Source organism: Polynucleobacter sp. AP-Kolm-20A-A1 (genome assembly GCF_018688315.1).
In the GTDB taxonomy this organism is placed as follows: Bacteria; Pseudomonadota; Gammaproteobacteria; order Burkholderiales; family Burkholderiaceae; genus Polynucleobacter.
On sequence record NZ_CP061315.1, the window covers coordinates 188384 to 215290 of the forward strand.

Genomic DNA, 26907 nt, shown 5'->3' on the forward strand with positions numbered 1-26907 from the left:
CCTATGAAGTTTAATATTTGATATGCAATATCTTACAGGGATGTGTTGATGTCTCAGGCTTCTGAACTTATCTTTGCACCAGAATTGGACCAGCCAGTTCGCTATATTGAGCGCACGCGTAACTACTACTTAGGTTTGGGGTATGACAACCCTTATATCTGGGCACACTTCATTGATATTCCATTTACTCCGCTTGCAAAACCGTTAAATCAATCTGTCCTGGGCCTTATTACAACTGCAGTTCCTTATGATCCCGCAAATGGACCTCAGGGTCCGGGCGCACCTTACAACGCAGCGGCAAAGTTTTATCAGCCGTATCAGAGGCGCGTGAAGGATGATGTCGATCTGCGCATCGCCCATGTGGGAGTTGATCGAAAGAATGCCAACATGGAAGACAGCAACTGCTGGTTTCCGTTGGCGGCAGCAAAAAGAGCAGTCGCATCAGGAAGAATCCACGAGCTATCACCACATTTTTACGGTGTGCCCACCAATCGTAGTCAGCGACACACTCTAGAAATAGATGCGCCCATCATTTTGGAGATGCTGAAAGCGGACAAAGTAGACGTTGCGATGTTGATTCCTAATTGCCCGATTTGCCATCAAAGCCAGAGCCTTTTAGCGCGCTATCTGGAGGCAGCAGGCATACCTACAGTGGTGATGGGTGCGGCCAAAGATATTGTGGAGTACTGTGGCGTTCCGAGATTTTTGTTTAGTGATTTTCCCTTAGGAAATGCCGCTGCAAAACCTCATGACGTGAAGTCCCAGGATGTAAATATGGAATTGGCTCTAAGCCTATTGGAATCTGCCCCTGCAGCACGCACAACAGTTCAGTCGCCTATGGTGTGGTCGGCTGATCCAGCATGGAAATTGGATTATTCCAATTTAGAAAGATTGTCTGCGCAAGAGATTTCTCGCTTGAGAGAAGAGGCTGAAAAGGCCAGGATTACTGCGCGTGAGCTTAGACTTAAAAGCGTAGGCGGTTAAGTTTGTCTTGCGAGGGAATATTCGCAAAGAGCATGTAGTGCAGCGGTAGCCTCATTGGCAGGAAAGCTTGTTAGACATTTCAGCGCGAGATCCGCTTCACGCTTTGCTGCTGCTTGCGTGTAATCGAGTGCGCCTGAACTTTGTACGGCACTCAGAATTTGTGCAAACACATCATCGGGTAGATCTTGATTTTGTTCGATGGCGGCGCGAACTAATAATCGCTCTTCGTTACTACCATTTTCTAATAAGTAAATTAGCGGTAGCGTAGGCTTGCCTTCGCGCAAATCATCCCCAGCATTTTTCCCCATCTGAGCGGCATTGGCTGTGTAGTCCAAGAGGTCGTCCATCAGCTGAAATGCGGTGCCAATATGACGGCCGAATGCTGCAGCTTGTTCGCGCTGAGTATCTGAGGCGTTGGCCAAGATGGCGCCAAGCTCCGTCGAAGCTTCGAATAATTTGGCGGTTTTGTAGCGAATGACTTGGAGGTAACTTGCTTCATCTACTTCTGGGTCATTCATATTGAGAAGCTGCAAAACTTCACCTTCGGCGATGGTGTTGGTGGCATCCGACAGAATTTGCATGACGCGAAGGTCATCAGGACCCACCATCATCTGAAATGCCCTGGAGTACAGAAAGTCTCCAACCAGGACGCTGGCTGCATTGCCAAAAGCTGCATTGGCTGTTTCGCGACCCCTTCTGAGGGTGGATTCATCAACAACATCATCATGAAGCAAGGTGGCTGTATGGATAAATTCGACAACAGCAGCCATTTCCAGGGTGTGTGGGGTGTCTTTTCCGTTGGCTAGAGCCTTGGCTACCAGCATTAACAGGGCTGGTCTAACCCGTTTTCCGCCCGCCTGGATGATATATGTGGAAATTTGGTCAATTAGGGCGACTTTTGAGGCTAAACGCTGGCGAATAACCTCATCTAAGGCCTTGAAATCTAAGGCAATTGGGGCCAGGATCTGGCTTAAGTCATTGGTTTTGACAGTGCTCGTCATGCAAGATATAATAATGGGCTTAGCTGGTCCAGGGTGGATTAGCTTAAATGTAGATATTAATTGAGGTTTCAAACCATGTACGCGGTCATAAAAACCGGTGGCAAACAGTATAAAGTTGCTGCAGGCGAAAAATTGAAAATAGAACAGATACCAGCGGAAATCGGCAGCGAAATCACTCTTGACCAGGTCCTCGCCGTTGGCGAAGGCGCTTCACTGAAGTTAGGTGATCCATTGGTTAATGGTGCAGCTGTGATGGCCACTGTCGTCTCCCAAGGACGTCACGATAAAGTGACAATCTTTAAGATGCGCCGTCGCAAGCATTATCAAAAGCACCAAGGCCATCGTCAAAATTTCACTGAAATTTTGATCAATACGATTAAAGCCTAATTCCAGAGTAGGAGAAAGATATGGCACAGAAAAAAGGCGGCGGCTCAACACGAAATGGCCGCGACTCAGAATCGAAACGCTTAGGCGTTAAGGTATTTGGCGGCGAGCACATTAATGCTGGCAGCATCATCATTCGTCAACGTGGCACACGTGTTCATCCAGGTGCTAACGTTGGTATTGGTAAAGATCACACTTTATTCGCCTTAATTGACGGACAAGTGGAATTCGGCGTTAAGGGTGCTTTGAAGAAGGCCCAAGTTTCAGTCTTGCCTCGTTCATAAGGCGCCTGACTGAGACACGTTTGATTCAGATTTATTCCGAATTTAACTCTTAGGAACGGGCCTCGCTAAGCGAGGCCTTTTTTATTTATGAAATTTATAGACGAAGCGCGTATTGAAGTGATTGCTGGCCAAGGTGGCGCCGGAAGCGCCTCTATGCGCCGCGAAAAGTTTATTGAATTTGGCGGCCCTGATGGCGGCGATGGCGGCAAGGGTGGAAGCGTATGGGCGACAGCTGATCGCAACATCAACACTTTGATCGATTATCGCTACGCAAAAACACACACCGCTAAAAATGGTGAACCAGGGCGTGGTGCTGACTGCTATGGTCGCGCTGGTGATGATATTGAATTGCGTATGCCAGTGGGCACCATCATTTCTGATTACGAAACTGGTGAGCCAATTGCTGACTTAACAACTCATGGCGAGCGTCTTTGCTTAGCGCAGGGCGGTGTTGGTGGCTGGGGCAATATTCACTTCAAGAGTAGTACGAATCGTGCGCCACGCCAAAAGACAAACGGTAAAGAGGGTGAGCGTCGTAAGTTAAAGCTGGAATTAAAAGTATTAGCCGATGTTGGTTTATTAGGCATGCCTAACGCAGGTAAATCCACTTTAATTACTGCAGTTTCTAACGCGCGTCCAAAGATTGCTGACTATCCATTTACAACTTTGCATCCTAATTTGGGTGTGGTGCGTGTTGGTAACGAGCGTAGTTTTGTAATTGCGGATATTCCAGGTTTGATTGAGGGCGCTGCGGAAGGTGCTGGCTTAGGTCACCGTTTCTTGCGTCACTTGCAACGTACTGGGGTGCTTTTGCACTTAGTAGATATTGCGCCGTTTGATGAAAACGTAGATCCGGTTGCGGATGCCAATGCTATCGTCAACGAATTGCGCAAATACGATGAAGCTTTGGTAGAGAAGCCACGTTGGTTGGTTTTAAACAAGGTCGACATGATCCCTGAAGAGGATCGCAAAAAAGCAGTTGCTGACTTTGTGAAAAAATTTAAGTGGAAGGGTCCTGTATTTGAGATCTCCGCTTTGACAGGTTTGGGTTGCGACAAGTTGTGCTATTCCTTACAAGACTATTTGGACTCTGTGCGCAAAGATCGTGATGATGCTGAAGAGCGTGCTCAAGACCCACGTTATCAAGACCAGACTCAAAACAAAACCCCTGATTAAATTACTTGTTTAATATTTTCTGCTGTTATGAACGCCAAAAAAACTAAACGGATTGTTGTCAAAGTAGGCTCTAGCCTTGTAACCAATAATGGTGAAGGCTTGGATCATGCTGCGATCGCAATGTGGGCTGAGCAAATGGCAGATCTCTTAAAGGCTGGCCATGAGGTGTTGATGGTGAGCTCAGGAGCAATTGCTGAAGGAATGCAGCGTTTGGGTTGGACTAAGCGCCCACAGGAGATTCATCAGTTGCAGGCAGCTGCTGCAGTAGGGCAGATGGGTTTAGTGCAGGTTTACGAAAGTTGTTTTGCGCGCTTTAACTTACGTAGCGCACAGATTTTATTGACCAATGCCGATTTGGCAAACGCCGAGCGCAATGCCAATGCAAAAGCCACTTTAGATACTCTGTTAAAACTGGGCGTTGTTCCAATTATTAATGAGAACGACACGGTTGTTACCGACGAAATCAAGTTTGGCGATAACGATAGTCTCGCAGCGTTGGTGAGCAATTTAATTCAGGCAGATCTGTTAATCATTTTGACCGATCAGGGTGGCTTATTTACGGCTGACCCACGCCAAAATCCTGCTGCAACCCTATTGACTGAGGCAATTGCTGGCGACCCTGCTTTAGAAAAAATGGCTGGCGGCGCAGCAAGCGAACTCAGTAAAGGTGGGATGCTGACTAAAGTATTGGCTGCCAAAATTGCAGTGCAAACCGGAGCCTCTACGGTGATTGCATCTGGACGTGAGCCACAAGTGCTGACTCGTCTTTTGAGCGGCGAAAAAATCGGTACCCGCTTAAACCCTAGATAAAGGTAGATTCAATAAACGCCGCTTTAAGCGTTTATTGAACTCCAAATGAATTGGTTGGCTTAGTTCCGCCAGTGAAGTCTCTTGGATTGAGCGATTGAAGTATTGCTCGAATACTTTTTTCTTGACTATTGAAGTTACAAAAAGCCCCTTGCGCTAATGCTGCTTGATAGCGGTTAGGTACATTGCTTTGAATTGCCCTCCAACTCGAGAGTGGATTTTCTTTCCAAGAGTCGTTTTCAAGTGTTCCGTAAAGACGCCATTGGAAAGAGTCACAACGAATACCTTCGTATTGAGCCTGTTGACCTCCGCTGGGATTAGTCATCACCACAATGTAGCGGGTAACGCCATCAGCCCCAATCAGAATTGAGTCAGTGTCGACTGCAAACTTAAAAATTGTGTGCTGAGAAACATAGAAGGGGGCAAGCGTTGCTTTATTCGGTGGGTTGAGGGGCATTGTGGTTACCCCTTCTTTAAATACCATGGGTGCAAACGGATCTAAGCCACTTTGCAGTGGATCTCCAGCGCATCCTATCAGCAAGCTTGCAGCAGTTATGCCAATCGCATAGGAACGCATTTGTCGCAAAGCATTATTCATTTTCTTTATCCGATTTTTCAGAAGATTTATGGGTATCTTCATTTCCAGCATAAAAAGACTGAAATAGATCTAGCGGTGAGCCCCATGCCAGTTGTTGCATACGTATGCCACGAGTCAGGTAACGTGCTAGCTCAGAGAGAGCTAATTGATAAACCTCGCGTTTGAAACCGATTACAGCATCCAATTGAATCCAAAAGGGGACCCAACGCCAGGCATCGAATTCGGGGTGCTCAGAAGCGCGCAATTGAATATCGCTATCAAGCCCCACTAGGCGCAATAGAAACCAAATCTGTTTTTGTCCTCGATAGGCTGCTCGATGGACGCGGGTGGAGTTTTGACGGCGCAGGTATTCCTCAGGGACGTCGTAGCGAAGCCAATCCCTGGTGCGTCCAATAATCTGGACATGCTCCGGCAGTAAGCCAACCTCCTCTTGCAATTCGCGGTACATAGCCTGTTCAGGGCTTTCACCATGCTGAATCCCACCCTGTGGGAACTGCCACGAATGCTGCCCAACGCGTTTTCCCCAGAAAACCTCGTTACGGCTGTTGAGGAGGACAATGCCGACATTGGGGCGATACCCTTCACGGTCAAGCATGATCGTGCCTCAAATCCTTTAAAATCAATGATTTGATTATATCCATACATGAAAGCATCACAATCATTTCTCGCCACGCTAAAAGAAGCCCCCTCCGACGCTGAGGTGGTTTCGCACAAACTCATGGTGCGTGCTGGTTTAATTCGTAAGCTCAGTGCTGGCGTTTATAACTATTTGCCTTTGGGTTTGAAAGTCATTCGCAAGGTGGAAAACATCATTCGCGAAGAAATGAATCGTGCGGGCGCTATTGAATTGCTGATGCCGATGATTCAGCCGGCTGAATTGTGGCAAGAAACTGGCCGTTGGGAAAAGATGGGCCCTGAACTACTGCGTATCAAAGATCGCCATGATCGCGATTTCTTGATCCAACCCACTTCCGAAGAGGTGGTAACAGATTTGGCTCGTAATGAGATTAAGAGTTACAAGCAGCTGCCTGTCAACTTCTATCAAATTCAAACAAAGTTCCGTGATGAGCGTCGCCCTCGTTTTGGCATCATGCGTGGTCGCGAGTTCAGCATGAAAGATGCTTACTCATTTGATCGTGACACCGAGGGCTTGAAGAAGTCTTACCAGACGATGTTTGATGCCTACACACGTATCTTTAAGCGTATGGGGCTTCAATTCCGCGCTGTGACTGCGGACAACGGCGCTATTGGCGGTTCTGGTAGCCAAGAGTTTCATGTGATTGCTGATACCGGCGAAGATGCGATTGTGTATTGCCCAAGTTCTGATTACGCAGCTAACCTAGAAGCCGCAGAATCATTGGCCTTGATCGCTAGCCGTGCCGCAGCATCTGCTGCAATGACCAAGGTGCCAACACCTGAGAAAACCAACTGCGCAGATGTTGCTAAGTTCTTAAACATTCCACTTGAATCTACCGTGAAGTCATTATTGTTTGCGGCTGATCAAGAAAAAGGACCGGCAAAACTCTTTATGTTGTTGGTACGTGGTGATCATGAACTGAATGAAGTTAAAGCTAGCAAAATCCCTGGCATGGCTGAATCTCGTTTTGCTACTGAAGCTGAAATCAAGCATGCATGTAACGCACCTGCTGGTTACCTAGGTCCTGTTGGCATTAGTGCCGATGTGACTGTAGTGGCTGATCGCACTGTTGCCAACATGGCAGATTTTGTTTGTGGCGCAAACGATGCTGGTCATCACTTAACCGGCGTGAACTGGGGACGTGATTTACCTGAGCCATTGGTTCTGGATATTCGTAATGCGGTAATTGGCGACCCTTCACCAGATGGTAAGGGTGTGGTTGATATCTGCCGCGGCATTGAAGTGGGTCATGTATTTCAATTGGGCACACGTTATTCAGAGGCGATGGGCTGTACTTATCTAGATCAACAGGGCAAAGCGCAGCCCATGGTGATGGGTTGTTACGGTATCGGTGTTACGCGTTTGCTAGGCGCCGCAATCGAGCAGGGCCATGATGAGAAGGGCATTATTTGGCCTATCTCCATGGCGCCGTTTGAAGTGGTGATTTGTCCTATGGGATACGAAAAGTCAGAAGCGGTTAAGGCTGCATGCGATCAATTGCATGATGAACTCATAGCAGCTGGTATTGATGTCATTTTGGATGATCGCAATGAGCGTCCAGGAGCGATGTTTGCTGACTGGGAGCTAATTGGCGCGCCATTCCGCGTGGTGATTGGTGATCGCGGCTTGGCAGATTCGCAAGTGGAGTTTAAGGGCCGCATTGATGCTGAGTCTCAGAACATTCCGCTTAGTGATGTCAAAGCAAAAGTGATTGCTGCAGTTCAAGCAGCCAAACAATTAGTCAGTTAATTATTTTTTAAAGAGTCCGCCAATACCCTTGGCGGCTCCTTTGGCAGCCATGGTGGCCATCGTGCGCGCCATTTTTCCGCCCTTGAATTGCTTCATCATGGTTTGCATTTGTTCAAATTGAGCGAGTAGGCGATTGACTTCTTGCACTTCAACGCCAGCACCAGCAGCAATACGACGTTTACGGCTAGCCTTTAGTAATTCAGGTTTGGTGCGCTCACGCGGCGTCATGCTGTCAATAATTCCGCGCATACGTGTCGTTTGCTTATCTGCATTGCTCAGATTGGTTTTCGATGCTGCTTGAGCAACCTGGCTTGGTAGCTTATCCATCAAGCTGGCCATTCCACCCATTTTCTGCATCTGCATCAGTTGATCACGAAAATCTTCAAGATCAAATCCACCTTTAGAGATCTTGCTGGCTAATTTTTCTGCTTTAGCAACGTCAACGTGTTGTTGAGCTTGTTCAACCAGAGCCAAAATATCGCCCATACCCAGGATGCGATTTGCCATACGCTCAGCATCAAAGGCTTCCAGGCCATCCATCTTTTCGGCCACGCCGATAAATTTGAGTGGTACACCGGTAACTTGGCGCACTGATAATGCGGCACCACCCCGTGAGTCGCCATCTAACTTGGTGAGAATCACACCAGTTAATGGCAGCGCTTCGTGGAAGGCCTTGGCGGTATTAACGGCATCTTGGCCGAGCATGGCATCGACCACGAATAAGGTTTCTATTGGGTTGAGGCTTGCATGCAAAGTTTTAATTTCTTGCATGAGCGCTTCATCAATACCTAAACGACCTGCCGTATCGACTAGAACCACATCAAAGTAATGACGACGTGCCCAATCTAAAGCAGCCAGCGCAATATCATTCGGTTTTTGATTAATGTTGCTTGGGAAAAATTCAGCGCCAACTTGTTTGGTGACAGTCTCTAATTGTTCAATAGCCGCAGGACGGTATACGTCACAAGAAACAGTCAGTACTTTCTTTTTCTTCTTTTCTTGTAGCCACTTGGCAAGCTTGCCTACAGAGGTAGTTTTACCGGCGCCTTGTAAGCCAGCCATCAAGATAACCGCAGGCGGTTGGGTTGCTAAATTGAGCTCGCCGCTTTGATTGGTGTCGCCCATCATTACTTGAGCGAGCTCTCTTTGCACCACGCCAACTAGCGCTTGACCAGGGCTGAGGCTGCCAACAACCTCTTCTCCAAGCGCCTTAAACTTAATTTGTTCGAGTAAAGACTTCACAACCGGAAGCGCTACGTCAGCCTCTAGTAGGGCTAAACGGATCTCCCGTAACATTTCTGCGGTATTGGCTTCAGTGAGGCGGGCTTGGCCCCGCATTGTTTTAACAACGCGAGATAGGCGGTCGGTGAGGTTTTCTAGCATTTATCGATTAGACTTTCCAGATGGATATTTTAGGTTACTCAAGTTATGGATGGCTCCCATCCGCACTTTATTTAGCTCTTTTGCTCATTTTGAGCCTGAGACCCAAAGAGGGCTTGGAGTCTTCGCTCTCTACCGCCTTGATTCAAGGGGCTATTTTTGGGATTTTGGTCGTCCACGGAATTCAATTGCATGACTCTGTTTTTACGTCTGAGGGCTTTGTTTTTGGCTTTGCTCAGGATTTGTCCTTGATTGCTTGGGTTGGCTTGGCTTTTTACTGGTTCCAGTCTTGGTTTTTACCCATCTCAAGCCTGCGTTGGATGGCTTTGGTATTCGCCTTAATTTGCTCCTTGCTGCCATGTATTTTTCCAGGAACGCTTCTGTCGCCGAAAGCAGTTTCAGATCCCTGGTTTAAGGGGCACTTTGTTGTTGCAACAGTTTCAGTGGGGCTACTCAGTTTGGCAGCAATGCATGCAATGTTAATGAGCATTCAAGATCGCGCTCTACATCGTCGCTTGGCAATCGTCCCAAATAGTCGTGCCGCACATTGGCTGGAGGATTTGCCGCCACTGATGACAATGGAAAGCCTGTTATTTAACTTGCTATACGTTGGATTTGCGCTGCTTAGTCTGACAGTTTTTTCTGGATTATTGTTTTCTCAAACCCTCTTTGGCAAACCGCTCGTGTTTGACCACAAGACTATTTTTGCTCTCGTCTCTTGGTTCTTATTCGCCGGTTTACTCATAGCGCGTTGGAGAGTTGGTCTGCGCGGTAGAACGGCAATACGTTGGGTGTTAAGTGCATACACAGCACTTTTGCTAGCGTATGTGGGTAGCCGTTTTGTGGTGGAAGTGATTCTTCAGCGGACATGACCCTTGTTTAAGTGGCTTCTCTTAATTGCGGGCGCGAGCCTTTTTTACCTTTGGTTTAAAGGAAAAAAACAGACAAAGCTCGATCAGCAAAATACCACCAAAGCCAATGCTGATAAGGCTTCTAAGGTCGCTGAACCTGAGGTAATGGTGCAATGTCAATATTGCAAAGTGCATTTACCCAAATCTGATGCAATTACTCATGACGGTCGGTTTTATTGTTGCCAAGAACACTTCAATGAATTAGATGAGCAAGGTTGGATTGGGTTTGCCAATTGGCGCGCTTCACCGAATCAAGATGTCAGACCAGAAAATCTTCAACCGGACTTAGTGGTGATTCATCACATTAGTCTTCCACCTGGCGATTTTAGAAACCAAAGGTCTAGTCAGCACATTGTTGACTTTTTTCAAAATAAGCTCGACCCCAAAGGTCACCCGTATTTTGTAGAAATTGCCGATCAAAAAGTATCAAGCCATTTTTTAATTACACGCTCGGGCGAGTTGGTGCAATTTGTAGCAACCCACAACAAGGCTTGGCATGCTGGCATTTCTTCATTTTTGGGGAGAGAGAAGTGCAATGACTTCTCTATTGGCATTGAGCTAGAGGGTGATGGCGATACTCCATTTGAAGAAGCTCAGTATCAAACTCTTACCAAGTTGGTTGAAAAATTGGTCGAGGCCTATCCAAATGTGCAGTTTTCTGGACATAGTGATATTGCTCCCGGTCGGAAAACAGATCCTGGAATTTATTTTGACTGGAAAAAGTTCCAAAAAGAGACAGTAGTCTCTCCTGAAAAATTGCCCTTCGGACTCATTTCTAGATAGTCTATTTTTTGTATGTGAGCGTACGCTTACTTTTACAGCCTTTGCCTAAAAAGGGCTAAAAATTCCGCACCAAAATGACCCCTAAATTGGTGGAAAACTTAGTAAAAATACTGATAAATATTTGTCATAAATACCTTACCAAATAAGCAATATTTCCCTATACTTAGTGCCTAACGCGCTTCAGAACACTAGATGTAGTGTTTGATTTCCGCAATACCCCATTGTTTTTTAACGATATTTTGTCCAAATAACTATATATAGACGCAGGAGCAACATGACATACGCAAACCCACAGACAGCAGGCCAACCTTCTGGTGCGATTAATCCAGGAGTGAGTCCTACAGGGGCAATAAATCAAGCCCCTTCCGCCGGCTTTGTAGCTGGTGGTGTTGGTGGCACCCAGGCAACCCAATTGTCTGATTACAAAATTATTCGCCGTAATGGTTCCGTTGTGGCTTTTGAGCCATCCAAAATCGCGATTGCTGTAACAAAAGCATTTTTGGCTGTTAATGGTGGTCAAGGCGCAGCTTCTGCTCGTGTTCGTGAGCAGGTTGAGCAATTGACTCATTCCGTTGTGCGCGCTTTGTTGCGCAGTCGTCCAAATGGCGGAACTTTCCACATTGAAGATATTCAAGACCAGGTTGAGTTGGCCTTGATGCGTAGTGGTGAGCATAACGTTGCTCGTGCTTATGTTCTTTATCGTGAAAAGCGCAATCAAGAGCGTGCAGCACAGCAAGAAGTTTCTCAAGATACTCAAGCTGCAAGCCAGGCTGGTGAATCCGGCATCAAAGTAACTGATAACGGCGTTGAGAAGTGGCTTGATATGGCTGCTTTGCGCACTGTGATTGAGGCGGCATGCGAAGGTTTGGGCACCCATATTGATGCAACACCGATCATCACCGAGACTATCAAGAATTTGTACGATGGCGTACCAATGGCGCAAGTGTATGACTCCGCTATTTTGGCTTCCCGCACTTTGATTGAAAAAGATCCTGCTTATAGCCAAGTGACAGCACGTATCTTGATGCACGTGATTCGTAAAGAAATCTTGGGCAAAGAAGTATTGCAAGGTGACATGCAAGCTGAGTACAGCACTTACTTTGCGAAGTACATCAACGAAGGTATTTCTGCGGAGTTGTTGGATCCACGTATGCGTGAATTTGACTTGCCGCGCCTAGCTGCAGCTTTGAATGCTAGCCGTGACTTGCAGTTCAATTACCTCGGTCTACAAACTTTGTATGACCGCTATTTCTTGCACATTGAAGACCGTCGTATTGAAATGCCACAGGCTTTCTTCATGCGTGTTGCAATGGGCTTGTCTTTGAATGAGTTGGATCGTGAGCGTCGTGCAATCGAGTTCTATGAAATCCTCTCTACATTTGATTTCATGTCTAGCACCCCAACATTGTTTAACTCAGCAACTACACGTCCACAGCTCTCAAGCTGCTACTTGACGACAGTTGAAGATGACCTTGATGGCATCTATGAAGCGTTGAAAGAAAACGCGTTGTTGTCTAAGTTTGCAGGTGGCTTAGGTAACGACTGGACTAACGTTCGTGCATTGGGAAGTCATATCAAAGGCACTAACGGAAAATCTCAAGGTGTTGTTCCTTTCTTGAAAGTAGTGAACGACACAGCAGTTGCTGTTAACCAAGGCGGTAAGCGTAAGGGTGCGGTTTGTGCCTACTTGGAAACATGGCACTTAGATATTGAAGAGTTCTTGGAATTGCGCAAGAACACTGGCGACGATCGTCGTCGTACTCATGACATGAACACTTCTAACTGGATTCCTGACTTGTTCATGAAACGTGTAATGGAAAATGGTGAATGGACATTGTTCTCACCATCCAATACCCCTGATTTACATGACAAGTTTGGCAAGGCTTTTGAAGAGGCATACGTTGCCTACGAGCAAAAGGCTGATCGTGGTGAGTTGAAGCCATTCCGCAGAATTCCAGCGCAGCAACTGTGGCGCAAGATGCTCGGTATGTTGTTCGAAACTGGTCACCCATGGATTACTTTCAAAGATCCTTGCAACATCCGTAGCCCACAACAGCATATTGGCGTAGTTCACTCATCCAACTTATGTACTGAGATCACTCTCAATACGAATGAGGACGAAATTGCAGTTTGTAACTTGGGTTCTGTGAACTTAACTGCTCACATGACTACAGATGCCAATGGCAAGATGATTTTGGATCACGAGAAGCTCCAAAGAACTGTTCGTACAGCAATGCGTATGTTGGATAACGTTATCGACATCAACTACTACGCTGTTGCTAAAGCGCGTAATTCAAACTTGAAGCACCGTCCAGTCGGTATGGGCATCATGGGCTTCCAGGATTGCTTGCATATGCAACGTATTCCTTACGCTAGTGATGAGGCTGTGAAGTTTGCTGACTCCTCAATGGAAGCAGTTTGCTACTACGCTTATCAAGCGTCGAACGAACTAGCTGAAGAGCGTGGCGTTTACAGCACCTATAAAGGTTCTTTATGGGATCGCGGCATCCTCCCACAGGATTCAGTAGCCCTCTTGGCAGCTGAGCGTGGCGGTTATTTGGAAGTAGATAGCTCATCCACAATGGATTGGACTGGATTGCGTGCTCGCATTAAGCAACACGGTATGCGTAACTCCAATTGCGTAGCTATTGCACCAACAGCAACGATTTCTAACATTATTGGCGTGTCCGCTTGTATCGAGCCAACATTCCAGAACTTGTTCGTGAAATCCAACCTTTCTGGTGAATTCACTGTAGTAAATGAGTATTTGGTGCGTGATTTGAAAGATCGCGGCTTGTGGGATGAAGTAATGATTGCCGATTTAAAGTACTTTGACGGCACCTTATCCAAGATTGATCGCATTCCTCAAGACTTGCGTGATTTGTACGCGACTGCGTTTGAAGTGGAGCCAAGCTGGTTGGTTGAGGCTGCTTCCCGTCGTCAGAAGTGGATTGACCAAGCTCAGTCATTGAACATCTACATGGGTGGCGCTTCCGGCAAGAAATTGGATGACACCTACAAGTTGGCGTGGTTGCGTGGTCTGAAGACAACGTATTACCTCCGCACAATGGCTGCAACCCACGTTGAGAAATCAACCGTTGCTAGCGGTCAGTTGAACTCAGTGTCTAGTGGTGGTGGCGTCAATGGTACCGACGCAGCTGCTGCAGGTGCAGCCGGTGGAGTTGAAGCGGATGGCCCAGTTTGCACAATGCGCCCAGGCGACGCTGGTTTCGAAGAATGTGAAGCATGCCAATAAGCCATTCGCTTATTGGCCATAAATAGAATAATTAGGAGAGAGTTATGTTGAATTGGGAAGAGGAAGTTGCTCCAGCACTAGCGAAAGCTGGTCTTGCACCGCAGCCGGTTGCAGTGGAGCCACAACGTCCACAGCCAGATCAAGTGGCAATCGCGCCACAAACCGCAGCACCTACACCAGTAGCGGCTGCCAATTTATCTGGCGGCGCATCTTTGCGTGTAAATGCTGCTGATAAGCGCGTAATTAATGCCAAGACCGACGTTAATCAGTTGGTTCCATTTAAATATAAGTGGGCTTGGGAGAAGTATTTGGCTGGTTGTGCAAACCACTGGATGCCGCAAGAGATCAATATGAACCGCGATATCGCGCTTTGGAAAGATCCAAATGGCCTGACAGAAGACGAGCGTCGCATTATTAAGCGCAACCTTGGTTTCTTTACTACGGCTGATTCTTTGGCTGCAAACAATATTGTTTTGGGTACTTATCGCCACATTACCGCTCCAGAATGCCGCCAATACCTATTGCGTCAGGCTTTTGAAGAGGCAATTCATACCCATGCCTACCAATATATTGTGGAATCTTTAGGTTTAGATCAGTCCGAAATCTTCAATGCGTACCATGAGATTGACTCAATTCGCGCTAAAGATGAGTTCTTGATTCCTTATATTGATGTACTGACCAACCCAAATTTCAAGACTGGCACATTAGAAGCTGACCAAACATTGCTCCGTTCGCTGATTGTTTTTGCTTGCGTAATGGAAGGTTTGTTCTTTTATGTTGGTTTTACGCAAATACTTGCAATGGGTCGTCAAAACAAAATGACGGGTGCTGCTGAGCAGTATCAATACATCCTTCGCGACGAGTCTATGCACTGCAATTTCGGCATCGATTTAATTAACCAAATCAAGCTGGAGAACCCGCAGTTATGGACTTCCGCGTTCAAAGACGAGATCAAATCTATCTTCGAAAAAGCGGTCGAATTAGAGTACCGTTATGCCGAAGATACGATGCCTCGAGGAGTGCTCGGATTGAACGCTCCGATGTTCAAAGGGTACCTAAGATACATTTGTAATCGCAGATGTTTGCAAATAGGACTTGACGCGATGTTCCCAAATGAAGAGAATCCATTTCCATGGATGTCAGAAATGATTGATCTGAAAAAAGAACGAAACTTTTTTGAGACACGCGTTATTGAGTATCAAACCGGTGGTGCGCTGAGTTGGGAGTAGTAAAGCAGTAATACAGCGTACAACTGGCTAAATAGGAGATTAGACGGTTGGATAGTTTAAGAAGTCAGCAAAACAAGACTCAAATCCGAAAACCCTTGCTCAAGGGTGCCTGGGCTATTCTCTCTATTTTTTCCAGCACATTTAAGAAGCCGTTGTCCTTCGGGGCCACGGCTTTTTTTCCAAGATTCATTAGCGTGCAGCACTTAGTATCAAGCCGCGCGCCGATGAATGGCTCGCTCGTCAGATCCAATTGGTTGCAAAACCAGGCGGAAATGAGTGGTCGGGTCTTCTTAATGTAGTTTGTACTAATCCTCACGTGAAGGAGCATTACTATGGCAACTGCCAAGAAAAAACCTGCTGCAAAGAAACCAGCTGCTAAGAAAAAAGTAGCTGCTAAGAAGCCTGCTGCTAAAAAAGTAGCTAAAAAGAAGCCTGCTGCTAAGAAAAAAGTAGCTGCTAAGAAGCCTGCTGCTAAAAAAGTAGCTAAAAAGCGTCCTGCTGCTAAAAAAGCTGCTGCTAAAAAGCCAGCTGCTAAAAAAGTAGCTAAGAAGAAGCCTGCTGCGAAGAAAAAAGCTGCTGCTAAGAAGCCTGCTGCTAAAAAAGCTGCAAAAAAAGTAGCTAAAAAACGCGTAGCAAAAAAAAAGTAAGTAAGCCTGCTGCGAAGAAAGCGGGCTCTGCTGTAAAAAAGCCCGCGGCTAAGAAAGCTGCACCAGCGACTAGTGCGTTGAATCCTGCCGCTGCTTGGCCCTTCCCAACTGGCACACGTCCTTAATCAGACGGGTGTTACTAGAAGGGGTCTCTCACGAGACCCCTTTTTTTATTTCCTAAATTTGAATGGCTCGAGTTTGAGCCCAGGACTTAAAAGCTAAAGCCAAATGCGGTTTTAAACTGCTCAGCGATCTGATCTTTGCTTAATTGGTGATTTTGTGGTCCTTGATGGGTAATCTTGATAGAGCCCATGAGACTGGCGAGACGACCGGTAGCCTCCCAATCCATACCGTTTTCAAGTCCAAACAGCAATCCACCGCGAAATGCATCACCACAACCAGTTGGATCAACTACTTTTGCAGCTGGGACCGGTGGAATCGCAATACATTTGCCGTCTACGTAGATATCAGCTCCTTCAGCACCTTTGGTGACAATGAGTGCCTTTACGCGCTCAGCTACTTTTGCAAGACTTAATCCAGTGCGCTGCGAAAGCATCTCACCCTCATAGTCATTTACCGCTAAGTAGCTTGCAATATCAATCAACTCTAGAAGTTCTGGGCCATTGAACATTGGTAACCCTTGGCCTGGATCGAAGATAAATGGAATATTTGCATCTGCCAGCTGATGGCAGTGCTCCCACATCCCTTGGCGGCCATCCGGGGCAACAATTCCAAATTTAGCCGCACCTTTGGCATTTTTGCTGCGCTCGGCTACCACTTCCGAAACCTGGTTTAGGTGAGATTCACCCATCGCGCCTGGATGAAAGGCGGTAATTTGATTATTCGCTTGATCCGTGGTGATCATGGCTTGAGCTGTAAATGCTTTATCAATTTGGCGTATATGGCTCGCATCGATTTGAAGTTGCTTCAGACGATCCATATACGGGGCTGCATCACCGCCAACGGTTGCCATGATGATTGGGTCGCCACCTAAAAGTTTGAGGTTGTAGGCAATATTGCCCGCACAACCGCCGAATTCGCGGCGCATGGTGGGTACCAAAAAGGCCACATTCAGGATATGAATCTGCTCGGGCAGGATTTGATCGGCAAATTTGCCTTCAAAGTTCATGATGGTGTCGTAGGCGATAGAGCCGCAGATCAAGCTGGCCATAAATTACTTTCTGTAAGGTAAAAATTGAATCATTAATGGATTAAAGCGATAAATTGGATGAGGTTATTGAGGGTAAAACGCGCGCACTCGATAGCCTGCAGCATTTTGCGGCAAAGAAATCGGCAAATCGGTTTGAATAAGATCCCCGGAGGGCGCGCCTACTCGCAAATAATCTGGATGTGCATCTTGCCAAGCAGTCGGCAACCATTCTTTTGGAGAAAATTGCACTGTTTTAATTTCAGATTCTTCTGCATCCGTTAAAGAAACTTCCAAATTTGGCAATAAAACTGCAATTGCAAGACGATTTTGTATTTCAACTTGCAAGATAGATTGATTTGCAAGGTTTTTAAGGCCCTCTCGCGCGTTTTCAGGCGATAGTGTGGCTGAAGTTATTTTCCACGCAGCAAAATCGCTCACAGGGCGATTTAGACATCCCAGTGCGCGACAAAGTTTTTCATCAACTCGCTGTAAAAGAGAAAATGCACCGACAGAAATAGAATTTGATGTGCCATCAATGCGTGGAGCTAAAGCTGGGAGTAAAGAATTTCTGGATAGGTGCTCTCCAAAAAGCAGTAAGAGCAAAAATAAACCAGCGAGAAGGGCTAGCTTAAGACTTTTTTTTTGAGCAGGTACAGCGGAGGTGGTTTTTTTGCCTGAATCTAGAGTGCCGTGCAGGCAAACCCAGCCTTCACTTTCTTTCCAGACCGACAGCTTGAGCCATTGACTGTAGGTAGCGATCACTTCTTCTGCTTGACGAGCAAGGACGCCAGATAAAACAATTTGACCGCCTGGACGCATCTTATTTACCAATGCTGGGGCTAGAACCTGCAATGGATTGGCCAAAATGTTGGCCATCACGATGTCATATTTGGTTTCTGCAGCGAGTTCAGGCGCACCTTCATTTGGAAGTACGAATGTAATTGTGGTGTTGTTGATTTCTGCGTTGCTGCGGGCGGCAACCATCGCTTGCGGGTCGATATCTGTGCCAACAACCGAATTACAACCCAATTTAGCGGCAGCAATAGCTAAGATGCCTGAACCGCAGCCGTAATCTAAAAGGCTCTGGTTTTTTAAGTTGCTATGTTCTTCTAGCCAAAGGAGGCACAAGTGTGTGGTGGGATGGCTGCCTGTACCAAATGCAAGTCCTGGATCAACGGCGAGACAAATTGCATCGGGGTCAGTGGGTGCATCGTGCCAAGAAGGCACCACCCAAATGCGTTTACCGATTTGAATTGGCGCAAATTGACTTTGTGTTAGCCGCACCCAATCTTGCTCTTCAACTGTCTTTTCTTGCGGGGCGCTTAGATAAAAGCCTGCATCTTTGAGTGAAGAAAGCAATTCTGGAATAAATTCTGCGCTGCCAGAAGCATCAATATCAGGATTAAAGAGCGCTGTAACGGCAGATCTGTCCCATGCCTGCACTTCCGGTGATAACCCCGGCTCTCCATACAGCGGATTCTCATCGTATCCGCCGGCTGCATCATCCTCTACAGTGACTGAGAGGGCGCCCAGCTCCAAAAGTGCATCACCCAAAGGCTCTGCAATTTCGGCAGATACCGTGAAAACGAGTTCACGGTAGGACATGGATTACGCGCATGAATTAAGACTTTCCGCGACTTGCAGCTTGCTCTTCTAAGCGATGCTCCAGGTAGTGAATACTGGTGCCGCCTTCCATAAAATTCGGGTCGAGCATTAATTCGCGGTGGAGTGGCACGTTTGTTGTGATGCCGTCAATCACCATCTCGGAGAGGGCAATTTGCATACGACGAATCGCTTGTTCGCGAGTATTGCCATAAGAAATCAGTTTGCCAATCATGGAGTCATAGTTCGAGGGAACTACGTAACCACTATAGGCGTGCGAATCAACGCGAATTCCAGGGCCTCCTGGCATGTGGAATGAACCAATGCGGCCAGGACTAGGAGTGAACTTGAAAGGATCTTCAGCGTTAAGACGGCATTCGATCGCATGACCACGGAAAACAATATCTTTTTGGCGGTAACTGAGTTTTAGGCCAGCAGCAATACGAATTTGTTCTTGAACAATATCAACGCCGGTGATCATTTCGGTTACTGGATGCTCAACCTGAACGCGAGTATTCATCTCAATGAAGAAGAATTCACCGTTTTCATAGAGGAATTCAAAGGTTCCAGCGCCGCGATAACCTATCTTGCGGCACGCTTCAGCGCAACGCTCGCCAATTTTGGCGATCAAGCGACGATCAATGCCTGGAGCCGGAGCTTCTTCAATCACTTTTTGGTGGCGACGTTGCATTGAGCAATCGCGCTCGCCCAGCCAAATGGCATTGCCATGAGTGTCAGCCAAAATTTGAATCTCTACGTGACGAGGTTTCTCTAGAAACTTCTCCATATAGACTTCTGGATTACCAAAGGCGCGCCCCGCTTCTTCGCGAGTCATATTCACAGCGTTAATGAGGTGTGCTTCGGTATGAACAACACGCATACCGCGACCGCCACCACCGCCAGCAGCTTTGATGATGACTGGGTAGCCCACTTTTTTAGCGGTTGCAATAATTTCTTTTGGATTATCTGGCAAAGCACCTTCGGATCCAGGCACGCAGGGCACACCTGCTTTAATCATGGCGCGTTTTGCAGAAACTTTGTCGCCCATTAAGCGGATAGAAGCCGCTGTAGGGCCAATAAACGCAAAGCCAGACTTCTCAACGCGTTCAGCAAAGTCAGCATTCTCTGAAAGAAAGCCATAACCGGGGTGAATCGCTTCTGCATCCGTTACTTCGGCTGCAGAAATAATAGCGGGCATATTGAGATAGCTCAGTGGAGAAGGTGCTGGACCGATACAAACAGCTTCATCGGCAAGCTTCACATACTTAGCTTCTTTGTCTGCGGTGGAATAGACCACCACAGTTTTAATTCCCAACTCGCGGCATGCGCGTTGGATGCGGAGAGCAATTTCTCCCCGATTGGCAATCAGAATCTTATCGAACATGTCGGCTCTGAGTTAGGTAAAAAGGATTATTAGGGAGCTTTAAAGAATTAAGCAATGATGAAAAGTGGTTGGTCAAATTCAACACCCTGACCGTTTTCACACAAAATTTCTTTAATTACGCCAGCTTGTTCAGATTCGATTTCATTAAGTAACTTCATGGCCTCAATGATGCAAAGTGTTTGACCTACCTTCACGGTGTCACCAACGTTCACAAAATTAGGTGACTCTGGATTTGGTGCGCGGTAGAAAGTACCCACCATTGGGGAGCGTGCAACAAAACCAGTTTCTGCAGCAGGCGCTTCTGGCGCTGGAGCAGCCGCGGGTGCAGGCGCGGCTGCAGGAGCAGCTTGCATTGCTTGAGTTGGTGCTGGATTGGCATAAACCATTTGGCCGACTGGTGCTGGAGATCCTGCGTTAACAATACGTACGCGATCTTCACCTTCATTTACCTCTAATTCAGAGATGCCTGATTCAGAAACTAGGTCGATCAAGGTTTTTAGTTTTCTCAGATCCATGTGAGTGCTTCCTCTCTTGTGATTCTTTAAATAGTTTTATTTTTGTAAACGAGTAATCGCTGCTTGAAGTGCCAATTCATAGCCAATCGCGCCTAAGCCGCAAATCACGCCAGTAGCGATATCTGACAGATAGGAGTGCTTGCGGAACTCTTCGCGTTGGTGAATATTGGATAAATGCACTTCAGTAAAGGGAATGGCAACCCCAGCCAAAACGTCACGCAAGGCAACGCTGGTGTGGGTGAATGCTCCAGGATTGATGATGATGAAATCCACTCCATCCTGTTTGGCTTTTTGAATGCGGTCAATTAACTCGCCTTCATGATTACTTTGATAGGTGTCCAAATCTACAGATTGGGCTTTTGCTAGGTCCGCTAGCTTTCTATGAATATCTTCGAGGGTAGTTTTTCCGTAAACCTCAGGTTCACGAGTTCCCAGTAGATTGAGGTTTGGGCCCTGAATTACGAGAATTGAAGCTTTTTTCGACATAGATCCCTATTTTTAGAGGCAGTTAGGTGTTAATTGCTTAATTAGGCTTTTAGCCACCGGTACGGCTTAGTGCATCTTTGGTGCTTCGCTTGCTATGGGGGAAGTATACCTTTATGAAGGGCGCAGGCGATGAAATTTTTGCCCAGAAACTCGAAAATTTGCAGCTTTTAAAGACAAATAATGAAAATTATTCAATCTATTGCTTAATAAATAAGCAATAGTTAAAAAAACATTTGCTCGTAAAATTCTTTAAAAATTCTTATAAAGCTGATTTTATAGCTTTTCTGAGCTCATCTTCGTTTATCTTCCCTAATTTTGTATATACAGCCTTGCCTCTAGGGTTGATGATGACGGTATAAGGAAGTGCCCCTTGGGTATTGCCCATCTGTTTAGATAGATTGCTGCCCTCTAGTCCGCCGATAACGATGGGATAGGAAACTGGGGTATTTTTCAGGAATTCACGAATATTAGATGGTGAATCGATACCGATGCCTACAAATAAGACATTTTGCTGTAAATTTTCTTGCTGTAGTTGATCTAATGCTGGCATTTCCTCAACGCAGGGAGGGCACCAAGAGGCCCAAAAGTTCACTACCAGGACTTTTCCTTGCCATTCGCTGGTATTGACTACTTTTCCATCCGGCGATTGCCATGGGTTGGCAAAAAAGGCTTTTACAGAGGAGTCGCTAGCAAGACCTGTTTTGGAAATCCATTGGGAGGTGAGGGCGCCACCAAGGAGTGCCAAGAGGCCTACTCCACAGGTGATGATCCATTGTCTTCGGTTCATTCTCACTCCTTCGCTAAAATTCGCTAATGCATATACATATCTTGGGCATTTGCGGTACTTTCATGGGCGGCATTGCCGCAATCGCTCGGCAAGCCGGACATCGGGTAACTGGTTGTGATGCTAACGTCTATCCACCAATGAGCACGCAGCTTGAAGCTCAAGGTATCGAGTTGATTGAGGGATTTTCGCCGGATCAATTATTGCAGTTTGCCTCAATGCCGGATTTATTTGTTATTGGCAATGTGGTTTCTCGCGGCAACCCACTCATGGAGGCCATTCTCAATCAAGGCTTGCCTTATATCTCTGGGCCACAGTGGTTGGGTGAACAAGTTTTATATGGCAGACATGTTCTCGCTGTTGCGGGCACGCATGGCAAAACAACTACGTCTGCCATGCTCACTTGGATTTTAGAATTCAATGGCTATAAGCCAGGATATTTAATCGGTGGCGTACCGCTGAATTTCACGGTCTCGGCTCGCTTGGGCGAGAGTAAATATTTTGTTATTGAGGCTGATGAATACGACACAGCATTTTTTGACAAGCGCAGTAAGTTTGTTCACTACAGACCGCGTACCGCTTTATTAAATAATCTAGAGTTTGATCATGCCGATATATTTGCTGATCTTGCTGCGATCGAGACGCAGTTTCATCATTTAGTGCGCACTGTTCCGGGCGATGGCCTACTAGTGGTTAATGGCGAAGAGCCAGCGCTAGAGCGCGTGATTACACGTGGCGCCTGGGCTCCCGTAGAGCGCTTCGGCCAAGAGCTAACAAATGAATGGTCGTTGATTTCTCAAGAGGGTGATGGTTTTATTGTTCGTAAGTCCGGCAAAGAAGTTGCAACCGTAAATTGGGCTTTTGATTCAGGTGTTATGGGTAGGCACAATCAACTCAATGCGCTGGCTGCTATAGCATCGGCAAATCACATCGGAATTTCTCCTGCAGATTCTGCGCGTGCTTTGGCGGAGTTTAAAAATGTGAAGCGGCGACTTGAAACGATTGGCGTTGCTAACGAAGTAACTGTTTATGACGACTTTGCGCATCACCCCACTGCAATTACAACGACTGTAGATGGTTTACGTCGCCGCGTAGGCAAGGCTCGTATCTTAGCGGTGTTAGAGCCTCGTTCAAACACAATGAAACTAGGTGTTATGAAAGCGCAGTTACCAGGTAGTCTTGAGCAGGCGGATAAGGTTTTTGCCTACGGTGCCAATACTGGTAAAGAGTCTTTGGGTTGGGATCTGGCAGAGGTGCTATCCCCGCTAAACACAAAAGAGCAGGGTAAGGCTCACGCCTTTGATGATCTTGAGGCGTTGGCCAAAGCTGTTGCTCAAGAGGCGCGCCCTGGCGATCATATTTTGGTAATGAGTAATGGTGGTTTTGGTGGGGTGCACCAAAAGATATTGAAAGCGCTTGCGGTCTAAAGCTGATTCCTTGAAATAACAATAAATAACAAATACTGAAAGTAAATCATGGGCGATAGATTAAAAGACAAAGTGGCAATCATTACGGGCGCTGCAAAAGGCATTGGTTTTGCAACTGCTCAGCGCTTTGCACAAGAGGGTGCGAAAGTAATCATTGCCGATATGAATCTTGAGGCCGTTAACGCAGCTGCAGCCCAGATTCCTCATTCTGAAGCATGTGTAATGAATGTAACTGATCGGGCTAGTATTCAGGCGGCGGTAGATCGAGTAATGCAACAGCATGGACGAATTGATATTTTGATTAATAACGCTGGAATTACTCAAGACGCGCGTTTAATCAAGATGACTGAAGCGCAATTTGACACGGTGATTGATGTCAATTTAAAAGGCGTATTTAATTGCACGCAATTGATCGTGCCGCATATGCTCGAAGCTGGCGTTGGCGCCATTGTGAATGCCTCAAGTGTTGTAGGTCTCTATGGAAACTTTGGCCAAACCAACTATTCAGCCACTAAATTCGGCGTCATTGGTTTTACAAAAACATGGGCGCGTGAGCTAGGTCCAAAAGGTATTCGTGTGAATGCGGTATGCCCAGGCTTTATTGCTACCGAGATGGTGAAAGCCATGCCGGAAAACGTTTTAAAAGATATTGAAAGGCGCAGCTGGCTGGGGCGCCTAGGCACACCAGAAGAGATGGCAAATGTGTATTTGTTCCTGGCAAGCGATGAAGCAAGTTACGTCAATGGTGTTGCTTTAGAGGCTAGCGGCGGGATTTCTCTCTAAGCATGAACCTTTTATATGAAGAGGGTGGCGACATTAAGATCGCCACGGTTCAGTCGGCTACTGGGGCTGGTGATGCTGAATCTTGGCAGGCGACGAGTCTTTCGGGAAAGAAGATCAAGCTTAAAGCTAAAGAGGTTTGGTTGCGCTTTGAAAAGCCTGATGCGCAAGGAGTTATGGACGAGGCAACTGCCTTGTCAAAAGATATTGATTTGCAATTGCTTTGGGATTGCGCGCCGGATGAAGAGTTTGGTTTGGTGGATGTTTGTTTGGAATACTTTGGTGCCCAACCCACTATTCCGCAACAAGCCTCCCTGGCGATTGCGCTTCAAGGGGCGCCTGTATTTTTTCGCCGCAAGGGGCGCGGTCGCTTTCAGCGTGCACCACTTGAGCAACTTCAAGCTGGCTTGGCTGCGCTAGAGCGTAAACAAAAAGAATTAGAGCAACAGTCTGTTTGGCAACAAGAATTAATCGCGGGAACTTTTCCCGAGGCGCTGAGGTCTTCTGCAAAACAGCTGCTTTTCTCACCGGACAAAAATACCTCTGCCTATAAAGCCCTAATGGCGGCATGTACGGAGAGTGGGGAATCTCCTGCTCAATTAATGATTCGTTGCGGCGCAATTGATTCGCCTTTGGCCTACCACCAAGGCATGTTTTTAAAAGCGCACTTTCCGAATGGCGCTCAACATAGTCAGGGTATTGCGATTGATCGGGCAGCCTACGATGCAGCAGTGGCTGAACTCCCGCTGGCGCAAGTACAAGCTTTTTCTATTGACGACTCTGGAACAACCGAGATTGATGATGCTTTATCAGTTACCGAATTAGCAGAAGGTGGGCATCGCATCGGCGTCCATATTGCTGCTCCTGGTTTGGCGATTGCAAAAGACGACCCCTTGGATCAGCTTGCTCGTAGCCGCATGTCTACCGTGTATTTCCCGGGCGACAAAATTACGATGTTGCCTGATTCGGTGATTGAACAGTTTTCATTGGATGCGGGCGTACCTCGCCCTGCCTTATCCATCTATGTTGATATTGATGGCGATGGGTTGGTGGATAGAAGTACTCTGCAAATGCGTGCTGAGCTGGTGCCGATGGCAGCAAATTTGCGTTTAGAAGATCTCGAGCATCTGGTGAGCGAAGACAGTTTGGTTGACGTAGGTGCTAGCTATCCTTATCGTCAAGAGCTATCGATCCTATGGAAGGCAGCTAAACACCTGCACGCAGGTCGACAAGAAAAGCGGGTGGCTAATGGGCTGCGCGCTGAGCAGTTGGGTCTGATTGACCCCAATGCATTGGCGAGAGATTTTCACTTTCAAATAAAAGATGTTGATGGCATACAGCGCGTAGAGATTATTCCTCGTCAACGCGGATCTATTTTGGACACGATTGTTGCGGAGTGGATGATTTTCTGTAATAGCGCTTCGGGACAACTCTTAGCTGACCATGGTTTACCAGGTTTATTTAGAACTCAGAAGGGCTGGGGCCCATTGCGCACCCGTATGCAAACTACCCCAGGACCACATGAAGGTTTGGGGTTAGATTATTACGCTTGGTGCACATCTCCTTTGCGTCGATATTCTGATTTAGTAAATCAATGGCAGCTGATTGCATTGGCGAAGCATGGTGTGACGGCCAAAATGGTGGCTCCATTCCCGCCGCGCGATGCAACCCTCATGGGAATTGCGGCGGATTTTGAGTCTTGCTATCAGGCTTATGGTGAATACCAAGATAGGTTAGAAAAGTTCTGGTGCTTGCGTTGGGTAGCGCAAGATGGTGAATCCAAAACCGTTCAAGTGCGCCACTTAAAAGAGGGTATGTCTAGAGTTGAATTGGTTCCGCTGCATTTGCCAGTTCCTGAGCTAGCAAATCATCCGCGCATGACGCGTGCAGAAGTAGTGATTGCGGACGTAGATTTATTGCAATTAAGTGCTGCAGTGCGAGTTCTCGAAATCGAGACCAAGCAAGACGATCCAGCGGCACAAGAGGTGCAAGAAGCAAAAGAAAATACAGAAGTAGTAGATGAGGTTCCTAACAATCCTGAAAAAGATGCTGGCGCCGCTTAAATCCTTGGATCTGCCATATCCACAGGGCTTGCGGCGTGCAGCAGCCTATTTGCGGGCTGCATGGCATCGTCACCCTTTTTGGTTTGCACTTTGCGTTTCACTTCTCCTGCATATTGTTTTCCTCTCCTTTCGTTGGGGCATTGGGGAAATTCAAAATCGTAGACTCAATACACCTTTAAGCGTGGTGTTAGTCAACGCTAGCAATAAAACGCCGCCACAAAAAGCCAATAAATTAGCGCAAGCAGATTTGCAAGGCGGCGGTAAGACAGAAAGCCAAGATGCTAGTGCGCTACATCGCGCTCGCCTTGGTGCAGAAGCCCGCTTAGAGGTATTGGAAAAGCAGCAGAAGCAAATGTTAGCCAAGCTAGATGAGCAACGCGCTCGCTCCGGCGGCCGCAAGAGTGGTGATGAGCAAAAAATGGTTCAGCAGCTCAATTCTCTCGAAGCAGAATTGGCTAAACGCCTACAAGTCGATGGTAGAGAGCCACGTCGAAAAATATTGACGGGAGCCAATACAAAGGCTGTCAGCTTTGCACACTATTACGATGCCATGCGTCAAAAGATTGAGGCCTATGGCAGCGCCTTCTTTCCACGGGCAAACGGTCGACCTTTATATGGCAGTCTTGTGATTGTGGTTAGTGTCGATGCTCAAGGCCGAATCACCAGTAATGCTCAGGGTAAAGACGGTCTTTCGATTGGTCGAAGCTCAGGCAACCCCGAGTTAGATCGCCAGGCACTAGCCATTGTTCGTGCCTCAGCTCCTTTTGGACCATTTCCGTCGGAGATGCGCAATCAAATTGATGTCTTGGATTGGGTTTCCACTTTTGAATTCACTCGGGACGGAATTGACCGTCTTGAATTGCGTCGATAAGCCAAATTCGCTTATTCTC

At 46.9% G+C, this 26907-nt stretch carries 23 protein-coding genes and 3 pseudogenes; 15 read left to right on the top strand and 11 right to left on the bottom strand.

The annotated features are described in order from the left end of the window. Positions 1-48 precede the first annotated feature (48 nt). The gene (locus C2745_RS01030; protein WP_215384505.1) at positions 49-984 is read left to right on the top strand and encodes a reductase; all 936 of its coding nucleotides are present in this window, start codon (positions 49-51) and stop codon (positions 982-984) included. On the opposite strand, the gene C2745_RS01035 is transcribed toward C2745_RS01030, so the two are convergent. After that, a complete protein-coding gene (locus C2745_RS01035) occupies positions 981-1985 on the bottom strand; it encodes a polyprenyl synthetase family protein (protein ID WP_215384506.1) in 1005 nt (334 codons plus the stop codon). The two genes, C2745_RS01030 and C2745_RS01035, sit on opposite strands and share 4 nt — an antisense overlap. 75 nt (positions 1986-2060) lie before the next feature. On the opposite strand from C2745_RS01035, the gene rplU reads away from it, so the two are divergent. The 4 genes and pseudogenes from rplU to proB all read left to right on the top strand — a co-directional run. After that, complete coding sequence (gene rplU, locus C2745_RS01040) at positions 2061-2372, top strand: 50S ribosomal protein L21 (RefSeq protein ID WP_011902040.1); 312 nt, start codon at positions 2061-2063, stop codon at positions 2370-2372. Positions 2373-2392: 20 nt separating this feature from the next. Continuing rightward, the gene (rpmA, locus tag C2745_RS01045) at positions 2393-2653 is read left to right on the top strand and encodes a 50S ribosomal protein L27 (RefSeq protein ID WP_011902041.1); all 261 of its coding nucleotides are present in this window, start codon (positions 2393-2395) and stop codon (positions 2651-2653) included. A gap of 87 nt (positions 2654-2740) precedes the next feature. After that, positions 2741-3829, top strand: coding sequence for a GTPase ObgE (obgE, locus tag C2745_RS01050; protein ID WP_215384507.1), 1089 nt, complete (start codon positions 2741-2743; stop codon positions 3827-3829). Between the two features lie 27 nt (positions 3830-3856). After that, positions 3857-4636 (top strand): annotated as a pseudogene (gene proB, locus C2745_RS01055) (glutamate 5-kinase); the annotation flags it as partial. A 34-nt stretch (positions 4637-4670) separates the two neighbouring features. Here the strand turns inward: proB and C2745_RS01060 are convergent. Then, positions 4671-5234 (bottom strand): CNP1-like family protein, encoded by a 564-nt coding sequence (locus tag C2745_RS01060; RefSeq protein WP_215384509.1) that lies wholly within the window; start codon positions 5232-5234, stop codon positions 4671-4673. Then, positions 5227-5829 (bottom strand): RNA pyrophosphohydrolase, encoded by a 603-nt coding sequence (locus C2745_RS01065; RefSeq protein ID WP_128113052.1) that lies wholly within the window; start codon positions 5827-5829, stop codon positions 5227-5229. Before C2745_RS01065 ends, C2745_RS01060 begins: the two co-directional genes overlap by 8 nt. A gap of 48 nt (positions 5830-5877) precedes the next feature. Here C2745_RS01065 and C2745_RS01070 point away from each other — a divergent pair, with 48 nt between their 5' ends. Then, entirely contained in the window at positions 5878-7620 is a 1743-nt protein-coding gene (locus C2745_RS01070; RefSeq protein WP_215384510.1) for a proline--tRNA ligase, read from the top strand. Here C2745_RS01070 and ffh read toward each other — a convergent pair whose 3' ends face one another. Beyond that, on the bottom strand, positions 7621-9003 hold the full coding sequence (gene ffh / locus C2745_RS01075) for a signal recognition particle protein (RefSeq protein WP_215384511.1): 1383 nt from the start codon (positions 9001-9003) through the stop codon (positions 7621-7623). Positions 9004-9023: 20 nt separating this feature from the next. Between ffh and C2745_RS01080 the strand changes: the two genes are divergently transcribed. The 5 genes and pseudogenes from C2745_RS01080 to C2745_RS01100 all read left to right on the top strand — a co-directional run bounded on the left by C2745_RS01080 (position 9024) and on the right by C2745_RS01100 (position 15951). After that, positions 9024-9872: an inner membrane protein YpjD gene (locus tag C2745_RS01080; RefSeq protein ID WP_215384512.1), complete on the top strand. Its 849-nt coding sequence runs from the start codon at positions 9024-9026 to the stop codon at positions 9870-9872. Positions 9873-9875: 3 nt separating this feature from the next. Beyond that, entirely contained in the window at positions 9876-10694 is an 819-nt protein-coding gene (gene ampD / locus C2745_RS01085; protein WP_251368344.1) for a 1,6-anhydro-N-acetylmuramyl-L-alanine amidase AmpD, read from the top strand. Positions 10695-10968: 274 nt separating this feature from the next. Further along, the gene (locus C2745_RS01090) at positions 10969-13950 is read left to right on the top strand and encodes a ribonucleoside-diphosphate reductase subunit alpha (RefSeq protein WP_215384513.1); all 2982 of its coding nucleotides are present in this window, start codon (positions 10969-10971) and stop codon (positions 13948-13950) included. A gap of 44 nt (positions 13951-13994) precedes the next feature. After that, positions 13995-15179 carry a ribonucleotide-diphosphate reductase subunit beta gene (locus C2745_RS01095; protein ID WP_215384514.1) on the top strand — a complete coding sequence of 395 codons (1185 nt, stop codon included), beginning with the start codon at positions 13995-13997 and terminating at the stop codon, positions 15177-15179. A 332-nt stretch (positions 15180-15511) separates the two neighbouring features. Then, positions 15512-15951: pseudogene (locus C2745_RS01100) on the top strand (histone H1-like repetitive region-containing protein). Between the two features lie 86 nt (positions 15952-16037). Here the strand turns inward: C2745_RS01100 and C2745_RS01105 are convergent. The 7 genes and pseudogenes from C2745_RS01105 to C2745_RS01130 all read right to left on the bottom strand — a co-directional run bounded on the left by C2745_RS01105 (position 16038) and on the right by C2745_RS01130 (position 21750). Then, positions 16038-16997, bottom strand: coding sequence for a carbohydrate kinase family protein (locus C2745_RS01105; protein WP_215384515.1), 960 nt, complete (start codon positions 16995-16997; stop codon positions 16038-16040). A gap of 63 nt (positions 16998-17060) precedes the next feature. Beyond that, positions 17061-17579 carry a DUF3426 domain-containing protein gene (locus tag C2745_RS09650; protein ID WP_251368414.1) on the bottom strand — a complete coding sequence of 173 codons (519 nt, stop codon included), beginning with the start codon at positions 17577-17579 and terminating at the stop codon, positions 17061-17063. An 81-nt stretch (positions 17580-17660) separates the two neighbouring features. Then, positions 17661-18581 (bottom strand): annotated as a pseudogene (prmA, locus tag C2745_RS09655) (50S ribosomal protein L11 methyltransferase); the annotation flags it as partial. A gap of 16 nt (positions 18582-18597) precedes the next feature. After that, positions 18598-19962 carry an acetyl-CoA carboxylase biotin carboxylase subunit gene (gene accC / locus C2745_RS01115; protein WP_215384517.1) on the bottom strand — a complete coding sequence of 455 codons (1365 nt, stop codon included), beginning with the start codon at positions 19960-19962 and terminating at the stop codon, positions 18598-18600. Positions 19963-20009: 47 nt separating this feature from the next. Beyond that, positions 20010-20477, bottom strand: a complete 468-nt coding sequence (gene accB, locus C2745_RS01120; protein ID WP_215384518.1) for an acetyl-CoA carboxylase biotin carboxyl carrier protein — start codon at positions 20475-20477, stop codon at positions 20010-20012. A 36-nt stretch (positions 20478-20513) separates the two neighbouring features. Beyond that, complete coding sequence (gene aroQ, locus C2745_RS01125; protein WP_215384519.1) at positions 20514-20963, bottom strand: type II 3-dehydroquinate dehydratase; 450 nt, start codon at positions 20961-20963, stop codon at positions 20514-20516. 259 nt (positions 20964-21222) lie between these two features. Further along, positions 21223-21750 (bottom strand): TlpA disulfide reductase family protein, encoded by a 528-nt coding sequence (locus tag C2745_RS01130; RefSeq protein WP_215384520.1) that lies wholly within the window; start codon positions 21748-21750, stop codon positions 21223-21225. A gap of 26 nt (positions 21751-21776) precedes the next feature. Here C2745_RS01130 and mpl point away from each other — a divergent pair, with 26 nt between their 5' ends. The 4 genes from mpl to C2745_RS01150 are packed head-to-tail and all read left to right on the top strand — an operon-like array spanning position 21777 to position 26888. Next, positions 21777-23174: a UDP-N-acetylmuramate:L-alanyl-gamma-D-glutamyl-meso-diaminopimelate ligase gene (gene mpl, locus C2745_RS01135; RefSeq protein ID WP_215384521.1), complete on the top strand. Its 1398-nt coding sequence runs from the start codon at positions 21777-21779 to the stop codon at positions 23172-23174. 48 nt (positions 23175-23222) lie between these two features. After that, positions 23223-23957: a 3-oxoacyl-ACP reductase FabG gene (gene fabG, locus C2745_RS01140; RefSeq protein WP_215384522.1), complete on the top strand. Its 735-nt coding sequence runs from the start codon at positions 23223-23225 to the stop codon at positions 23955-23957. Between the two features lie 2 nt (positions 23958-23959). Next, the gene (locus tag C2745_RS01145) at positions 23960-26017 is read left to right on the top strand and encodes a ribonuclease catalytic domain-containing protein (RefSeq protein WP_215384523.1); all 2058 of its coding nucleotides are present in this window, start codon (positions 23960-23962) and stop codon (positions 26015-26017) included. Beyond that, positions 26001-26888, top strand: a complete 888-nt coding sequence (locus tag C2745_RS01150) for a cell envelope integrity protein TolA (RefSeq protein WP_215384524.1) — start codon at positions 26001-26003, stop codon at positions 26886-26888. The genes C2745_RS01145 and C2745_RS01150 overlap by 17 nt, the downstream gene beginning before the upstream one ends. Positions 26889-26907: the final 19 nt, after the last annotated feature.